General features: G+C 46.0%; 4 protein-coding genes. 3 read left to right on the top strand and 1 reads right to left on the bottom strand.

Features of this window, described 5'->3' with window-relative positions:
- A partial coding sequence (locus tag ACTHRE_RS10710; protein ID WP_440345069.1) for a YadA family autotransporter adhesin occupies positions 1-1305 on the top strand: 1305 nt, incomplete at its 5' end.
- A gap of 237 nt (positions 1306-1542) precedes the next feature.
- Here ACTHRE_RS10710 and dusA read toward each other — a convergent pair.
- Entirely contained in the window at positions 1543-2547 is a 1005-nt protein-coding gene (dusA, locus tag ACTHRE_RS10705) for a tRNA dihydrouridine(20/20a) synthase DusA (RefSeq protein WP_440345068.1), read from the bottom strand.
- A 216-nt stretch (positions 2548-2763) separates the two neighbouring features.
- On the opposite strand from dusA, the gene ACTHRE_RS10700 reads away from it, so the two are divergent.
- A complete protein-coding gene (locus ACTHRE_RS10700) occupies positions 2764-3384 on the top strand; it encodes an L-threonylcarbamoyladenylate synthase (protein WP_049343882.1) in 621 nt (206 codons plus the stop codon).
- A gap of 566 nt (positions 3385-3950) precedes the next feature.
- The coding region (locus tag ACTHRE_RS10695) for an ESPR-type extended signal peptide-containing protein (RefSeq protein WP_440345272.1) at positions 3951-7054 on the top strand (3104 nt) is incomplete at its 3' end.

Here is a 7054-nt window from a genome sequence, read left to right as displayed (position 1 = left end):
AACGGTACTCACACTGTAACGATCAAAGACGGTAACGGTAATACCACTACTACCATCGTTAAAGACGGTGCAACTGGCGCTACCGGTGCAACTGGTGCAGATGGTAAGAATGCTAAAGCCGAAGTTAAAGACAACGGCAACGGCACTCACACTGTAACCATCACTGATGGCGAAGGTAATACCACTACTACTATCGTTAAAGATGGTACAGCAGCAGCTAAAGGTGATACCGGTGCTAAAGGTGAAGACGGTAAGAATGCTAAAGCCGACGTTAAAGACAACGGCAATGGCACTCACACTGTAACCATCACTGATGGCGAAGGTAATACCACTACTACTATCGTTAAAGACGGTGCAACTGGCGCTACTGGTGCAGACGGTAAGAATGCTAAAGCCGAAGTTAAAGACAACGGCAACGGCACTCACACTGTAACCATCACTGATGGCGAAGGTAATACCACTACTACCATTGTTAAAGATGGTACAGCTGCAGCTAAAGGTGATACCGGTGACAACGGTAAGTCTGCTGAAGGTAAAGTTGAGCGTGATGAAGCTAAAGGTACTTCTACCATCACTATCAACAACTTCGATAAAGACGGTAAAGTCATCTCTACTTCTACTGCAACCGTGAAAGATGGTAAAGACGGTAAAGATGGTAAAGACGGTAAAGATGCTGATGGCACCTTCGGTCTGGTTGACGAGACTGGTACTACTGACGGCTCTATCTCCAAACCTCTGAATAACACTATTCAGATTAAAGGTGATGCGGGTACTAAAGTTCAAGTATTCGACAAAGCAACCGGTAAGACTTCAGAGAAAGAAGTTCAAAACATCTTCGTTAAGAAAGACGGCGATGCGCTGAAAGTCAGCATGAACCCTGATCTGACCGTTAACAGTGTTACTACTAACGAACTGAAAGCAGGTCCTGTAACCATCAACCAAGGTGGTATCGATGCCGGCAACACTACTATCCAAAATGTTGCTCCAGGTAAGAAAGGTACCGATGCGGTTAACGTTGACCAGCTGAACCAAAAATTCGGCGATGTGAACAGCAATGTGAACAAGGTTGACAACAACGCCCGCGCAGGTGTGGCTCAAGCTCTGGCTACTGCCGGTCTGCCACAAGCTTACTTGCCAGGTAAGAGCATGCTGGCTATCGGTGGCGGTCACTACCGCGGTGAAACCGGTTACGCTGTCGGCTTCTCTAGCATCTCCGATGGTGGTAACTGGATCATCAAAGGTACTGCTTCCGGCAACTCACGTGGTCACTTCGGTGCTACCGCAGCAGTTGGTTACCAATGGTAATCTGACTTTCAGACGGCCTGAAAAGGCCGTCTGAAAAGACGAAGCAAAGTAAATGCGGCCTATTTAGGCCGCATTTTTTTATGCTTAGATTATGTGTTGGGTTTATTCGATGAATTAATCATCATAGTAGCTAAAGAGAAATGAATATATCTTTAGCAGTCTGTTGCAATTTAAAAGGCCGTCTGAAACATCATTTGATGTTTCAGACGGCCTCTCATTTATTCGCACGATATGGCTTTAGTCCCAAATATTTGCGCGTTCGACTTCTTTCCATGCGTCTAGAATCAGGCTGCCGTCGTTGTCTTTCAGCAAGGCGGCATCTGAGAGCATACGGCGCCAAGTGCGGGCATTTTTTAGGCCGTGCATCAAGCCTAGGGCATGGCGGACGATGTGGCGTAGGATGGTGCCGCGTCCTGAGGCGATTTGTTCGCGGCTGTATGCGTATAGCCAAGCTGCTAAATCTGCGTATTGGATTGGTTCGTGTGCGTCGTTATAAAACAGCGCATCCCAATCGCGCATCAGCATTGGATTGTGATAAGCCTCGCGCCCGATCATGACGCCATCGACAAATTTCAGATGCTCGGTGATTTCTTCGTTGGTTGTGATGCCGCCGTTAATCAAAATTTCTAAGTCGGGAAACTCTTGTTTCAAACGGTAGACGTATTCATATTTGAGTGGCGGGACTTCGCGGTTTTCTTTTGGGGATAAACCGTCCAGCCAAGCATTGCGTGCATGGACGATAAATGTGCGGCAGGCTGTTTTTTCGCGAAGCGTGCCTACAAAATCTGCCACGACTTGATATTCTGTCTGTCTGTCTACGCCGATGCGGTGTTTGACCGTCACCGGAATTTCAACTGCATCCTGCATCGCGTTCAAACAATCTGCCACTAAATCTACATCATTCATCAGGCAAGCGCCGAAAGCGCCTTTTTGAACGCGTGGGCTGGGGCAGCCGCAATTTAGGTTGACTTCATTATAGCCATACGCTTCAGCCGCTTTGGCAGCGATTGCCAAATCATGCGGATCTGAGCCGCCAAGCTGTAAAGCTACCGGTTGCTCGCCTTCGTTGAAACTCAAAAAGCGGTCTTTATCTCCGTAAACCACCGCGCCTGAATTGACCATTTCGCTATAAAGCCAAGCATTGCGTGTAATTTGTCGCGCCATAAAGCGATAGTGTCGGTCTGTCCAATCGAGCATGGGTGCAACAGACAAGCGGCGGGAAGGTAGGGAAGAAGCAGACATTGAGATGACTTTCAAACAAAATAACGCATTATATAGTGTATTAAATTGACTTTCGATATCGGCCGGTAAATCAAAATTATATATAAGGTATCACTGGGTCAGCCGTGTTGTAGCTAAGGCTAAATCCATTCATGGTGGTGGAAATCCAATATTCAGACGGCCAAATAAGTTTTAAAATGTCAAACAACAAACCATTAGAATGATAAGGAAAAAAACATGGCACAATTTTTCGCCATCCATCCCGATAATCCCCAAGACCGCCTCATCAAGCAAGCCGCCGATATTGTCCGCGGTGGTGGCGTTATCGTTTACCCTACGGATTCCTGCTATGCGCTAGGTTGCAAACTCGGCGACAAAAACGCGATGGAACGCATTCTCGCGATTCGTAAAATCGATCAAAAACACCATCTGACCCTGATGTGTGCCGATTTGAGCGAATTGGGTACTTATGCCAAAGTAGATAATGCCCAATTTCGCCAGCTCAAAGCAGCTACGCCCGGCAGTTATACCTTTATCCTGCAGGCAACCAAAGAAGTACCCAATCGCACGCTTCACCCAAAACGTAAAACCATCGGCCTGCGTGTTCCCGACAACGCCACTGCCTTGGCGCTTTTGCAAGAATTGGGCGAACCTATTTTAAGCTGCACCCTCATGCTGCCCGAAGACGAAGAGCCATTGACCGATTCATACGAAATCCGAGACCGTCTTGAGCATGCTGTTGATTTGGTTATTGATGGTGGCTGGTGCGGTACTGAGCCGACGACGGTTATCGATATGACCGATGGCACTGAGCTGATTCGTCAAGGCAAGGGCGATATTACCGTATTCGGTTTGTAAAACCATCCGCGTTTGTATAAGTAGGGATATGCGTATTCTTTCTATGACGTATTAAAAGCATATTGCCAATTTTATTGATAGCTCAAAAAACAAATTATTCAAGCAAGCAATTGTTCAAAATCATTTCATCAAAGGCCGTCTGAAATCTTTCAGACGGCCTTTTCCATTTTTTAGAAAACAATTCATTTTAAATAAAATTCCGAGCAATTGGCACGTTGCTTGCATGATTACTGTGATTGCTGATGACTTGTCGACGGAATACAACATTACGCTTATTAATAAAAACATGACTGGAGAACTTTTGATGATTAGTTTTTCTGTTCAAACGTCATGATTTTGTTTAAAAATTAAAGATAATCGGTTGATATTTTAGACTAGCGGATATTTTGTAAGTATGAAATACTATACCGTTGCGGGATAGTCAAAAGCCTAAATTTCGTCTCAAAGTGACAATAAACGTCAGCTTGAGACAAGCATTTTGCTGGGAAACCCCTGCATAAATTCTTAAAGTAGCGTCATGCTCATGCTCACGCTTTTACCTATCATAAAAAGAGAAAGACACACCTATGAATAAGATATTTAAAGTTGTTTGGAACCGTACGATTCAATCTTTTGTCGTAACTTCCGAATTGGCCAAAGGCCGAGTGAAATCGTCTGCAGAACAAAACAGTGCAGATGTATCTACCAAATCCGGTAAAAATGGTATTGCGACAGTTTTCAGATTGACAGTGATTTCGGCAGCTCTTTTGGGTGCAGGTAATTCGTATGCGGCAACTGCAGCACGAGGAAAAATTGAATTTGATGCTGTAACCAGTGCGACTGCGGTTAGTGGTGCAACAGCGACCGGTATTGGTGCTCTGTCAGTAGGAGCATCAGCCAATGCTACGGCTAACGGTGCAGTTGCGGTAGGTACGAGTGCAAATGCAACACATAATAACAGCCTTGCTGTTGGTACAAATGCCAAGGCTACTCAAAATCATGCTGTTGCGATGGGTGCAGATACAAGTGCAAGTAGTTCAAATGCAACAGCGATAGGTAAAAGTGCCAATGCTGTTTCTGCAGATTCAACAGCACTGGGTGCAGATTCCAAAGCAAATGGTACGCAAGCGACAGCGGTAGGTAAGAATGCTCTTGCTGATAATACGAGCACAACAGCATTGGGTAATTCGGCGCAAGCATTTGGTATAGGCTCAATGGCTTTGGGCCAATCCAGCACATCAAGAGGTCAAGACGGCATTGCAATTGGCAGCGGCAGTCAGGCTGCAGCCAATGCGCAAAATGCCATTGCAATCGGTACCAATGCAGTGGGTTATCAAAGTGAGTCTATCGCCATAGGTAATTCAGCCCAAGCTCAAACTGGAAATACCATTGCCATCGGTAAAAGTGCAGTGGCAAATTCTCCAGCTTCGGGTAATGCAGCATCAAGTGCTATTGCACTTGGTGCAGACGCGAATGCAACCGGACTTGGTACGATTGCTATTGGACGTGCATCTGGGGTTCTTTCGCAAAATATTATGAATGTGAATGTAACGCACAATAATATTGCTATTGGTAATACGGCTCGAGTAGGCGATTCAAGTAGTTCTAAGATAACTCAGTCTATTGCTATTGGTTCAGGTAACCGTGTTGATCCACAGGGCAGACCTGAGGGTGCGTGGGCAAAGGGAGACCAATCTATTGCGGTTGGCGGCAATGTCTTGGCTAATGGTAATTCATCTGTTGCTATTGGTGGTGATGATTTAGATTCGGTAGGTGGTACTCGATATTCTGGCAATGCAACGGATAAATTCATCAAATATAATGAAAAAGGTGCAAAGACCGGTGAATATACGCTGAGCGGTAAAAGTCTGCGTGATATTTATAAAGAGATGACTGGTGATACGATGTATAGCGGTTCTTATGGTAATACTATTGCCGGTCAAGGTTCTGTTGCATTAGGTGTGCAGTCTAATTCATCTGCCGATTTGTCTCTGGCTATCGGTACCAAATCTCAGGCGACTGCCTTTGGCGGTGTAGCTTTGGGTACAGGTGCAAAAGCAACTCTGCTGAACTCTGTGGCTTTGGGTACGGCTTCTAAAACCGATAAAGAAGGTCAGGCATACGTTCAACGCGAAATTATGGGTGTAACCTACACTTGGGCAGGCGGTCAAACTACCGATGCCGGTGATGTTGTGTCTGTTGGTTCTAAAGGTTACGAACGTCAAATCATCAATGTATCCCCCGGCGATATTTCTGCTACTTCTACTGATGCCATCAACGGCTCTCAACTTTATGGTGTATTGAGTGCAATTGAGCGTGTCCGCTATTTCTCTGTTAAGTCAGAAGAAGGCAAAACTGACGGTACGAAAAACTGGAACAATGACGGTGCAAAAGCAACCAATTCAATTGCTATCGGACCAAATGCGGCAACAAGCACTGGTGCGACGGGTAGTGTTTCCTTGGGTCATAATGCCAACGTACTTGGCGAAGATTCTGTTGCTGTTGGTCCAAATGCAACGGTAACTTCGGGAACTGTTGGCGCTGTTGCCTTAGGCTCTAATGCTAATTCCCGCGGTACAGGTTCTATCGCCATAGGTTTGAATACGGAAAATAATTACAATTACTCTGTAGTCGTTGGTGCTCACAGTAGAGCCAACTATGGAAATGCAACCGTTGTCGGTGCAAGGGCAGCAGCACAAAATAACGGTACGGCAATGGGCTATTTGTCAAATGCAGTCGGTGATGATTCTGTTGCAATCGGTCATCAGGCACAGACAACGCAAGCTTATTCTATCGCCATTGGTAAGCAGGCAAACAGTTCAGGCCTTTATTCCACTGCTATTGGTTCCTCAGCCCAAGCTGCCGGGCAGAATAGTTTTGCCGGTGGTAATAATGCAAAAGCGACTGGAAGCGATTCAGTTGCTTTGGGTAGTGGCGCGACGACTACGATCGGTAGCTCTGTTGCATTGGGTAATGGTGCTGTTGGCACTGCCAATAATTTTGATGCAACAGCTAAAAATGCAACATTCAAAAACGATAGCGGTACGACGACTAATGTCAGCTATGCAGCTTCTTCATCCGCTAAAACAGGCGCGGTTTCTGTAGGCAGCGCAGGCAATGAACGCCAAATTCACAATGTTGCCGCAGGCCGTATTTCCGCCACTTCGACCGATGCGGTCAATGGTAGCCAGCTGTACACCGTTATGAACAATGTTGGACACAATATCCAACAAAACGGTACAGACAAATCTCGTATCAACAACAACGGTACAGTCAACTACGCCGATGGCAATTTGACGACTGTTGCAATCACCGATGGCGAGAATGCATCAAAAGTTCAAATCAATGTCACTCAAGGCACATTGTCTGTCGATAATAATGGCACAGTGTCCGCACCGACTGCCGGTGTAGCGACTGCCGGTGATGTAGCCAATGCCATCAATAATGCCAAGACCACAACTAAGGTGGAGGCAGGCAGTAACGCGCACGTTAATAAAACAACTTCAGGCAAAGAAACCACTTATACCGTCAGCGCAGATAAAGCAACGGTACAAGTTTCCAATGCTTTGAATTTGACTTCCAATACTACAACTGCAGCCGATGGTGCAGTCACAACCGACTACAGCATCGACTTGGCTGACGGCACCAAAGCCGAAATCCAAAAAGGTGTGGATGCCCAAACCACCGTTGA

The sequence above is a fragment of the Neisseria sp. P0001.S007 genome (assembly GCF_051963655.1).
Classification (GTDB): domain Bacteria; phylum Pseudomonadota; class Gammaproteobacteria; order Burkholderiales; family Neisseriaceae; genus Neisseria; species Neisseria subflava_A.
Note: the sequence above shows the minus strand (reverse complement) of the source record. Positions and strands in the feature narration are given on the sequence as shown.

What these genes read in the sequence shown, in the direction of transcription:
- dusA (WP_440345068.1), bottom strand. Translation starts at nt 2,547, where the DNA reads ATGTCTGCTTCTTCCCTACCTTCCCGCCGCTTGTCTGTTGCACCCATG.
- ACTHRE_RS10700 (WP_049343882.1), top strand. Translation starts at nt 2,764, where the DNA reads ATGGCACAATTTTTCGCCATCCATCCCGATAATCCCCAAGACCGCCTC.